Here is a 1,196-nt window from a genome sequence, read left to right as displayed (position 1 = left end):
GATCTGCACCGCGTCGGCGCCGGCCCGGGCGCTCGCCGAGGGCGACACGGCGCTGGTCGACGCGCTGATCGACCGGCTGGTCGCGGTGCAGACCGCCTATCTCATCCGCCAGCTCCGGGCCGGCGCCGACGCGGTGCAGATCTTCGAGTCGCATGCCGGCACCCTGCCGCGGGCTCTACCGCGTCCCGGCGACGCGACCGATCCGGTCGAGCCGGTCGGCGACGTCACCGAGAGCGCGCTGCCCGCGGAGGCATCCGAGGACGCCCCCGAGGACGCGCTGACGCGCTGGTCGCTCCGCCCGATCGCCCGGATGATCGCGGGCGTCCGCGCCGAGGTGCCGGACGCGCGCATCATCGTCTTCGCCCGCGGCTCGGGGCTCGACGGCCATGCCCGCGTGGTGCCGGAGACGGGCGCCGACGCGGTGGGCGTCGATTGGGGCGTCGATCTCGCGGCCTTGCGCGCCCGCGTGCCGGCCTCGACCGTGACCCAGGGCAACCTGCATCCCGAGACGCTGATCGCGGGCGGCGACGCGCTGGACGCGGAGGTGGACGCGATCCTGCGGGCGACGGTGGCTGTGCCCCACATCTTCAACCTCGGCCACGGCATCACCCCGCAGACGCCGGTGGCGCATGTGGAGCGGATGCTGGCGCGGCTCAGGGGCTGATCCCGGTGCTCTACGACTGGATCAAGGCGCTCCACGTCATCGCGCTGATCGCCTGGATGGCGGCGATGCTCTACCTGCCGCGGCTCTTCGTCTACCACGCCGCCCTGCCGCCGGGCTCGGAGGCGCAGTCGGCGACCTTCAAGGTGATGGAGCGGCGCCTGCTCAAGGCGATCATGACGCCCGCCATGATCGCCACCTGGGTCTTCGGCCTGACGCTGGCCTGGATGAGCGGCTACTACGCGAGCCTCTGGCTCCAGCTGAAGTTCGTGCTGGTTCTGGCGATGAGCGGCGCGCACGGCTTCCTCGCCCGCGCGGTGAAGGACTTCGCCGCCGACCGGAACACGCGGGGACACAAATTCTACCGGGTGATCAACGAGGTGCCGACGCTCCTGATGATCGGCATCGTCATCCTGGCGGTGGTGAAGCCGGGGTTCTGAGCTCGGGCCGTTCGGCGCGCGGCACTCCCTCCCCCGCAGAGCAGGGCGATCGCATATGGCGGGGGTCGTCTCCTCGATCGCCACTGGAACCGCGC

At 71.9% G+C, this 1,196-nt stretch carries 2 protein-coding genes; both read left to right on the top strand.

All coding sequences use genetic code 11. The features are described 5' to 3' along the window. The coding region (locus AX737_RS12135) for a uroporphyrinogen decarboxylase family protein (protein WP_280949070.1) at window positions 1–664 on the top strand (664 nt) is incomplete at its 5' end. Window positions 665–669: 5 nt separating this feature from the next. Beyond that, entirely contained in the window at window positions 670–1,101 is a 432-nt protein-coding gene (gene hemJ / locus AX737_RS12130; protein ID WP_066921650.1) for a protoporphyrinogen oxidase HemJ, read from the top strand. Window positions 1,102–1,196 lie beyond the last annotated feature (95 nt).

Source organism: Methylobacterium sp. CCH5-D2 (assembly GCF_001556475.1).
Lineage (GTDB): Bacteria > Pseudomonadota > Alphaproteobacteria > Rhizobiales > Beijerinckiaceae > Methylobacterium > Methylobacterium hispanicum.
Note: the sequence above shows the minus strand (reverse complement) of the source record. Positions and strands in the feature narration are given on the sequence as shown.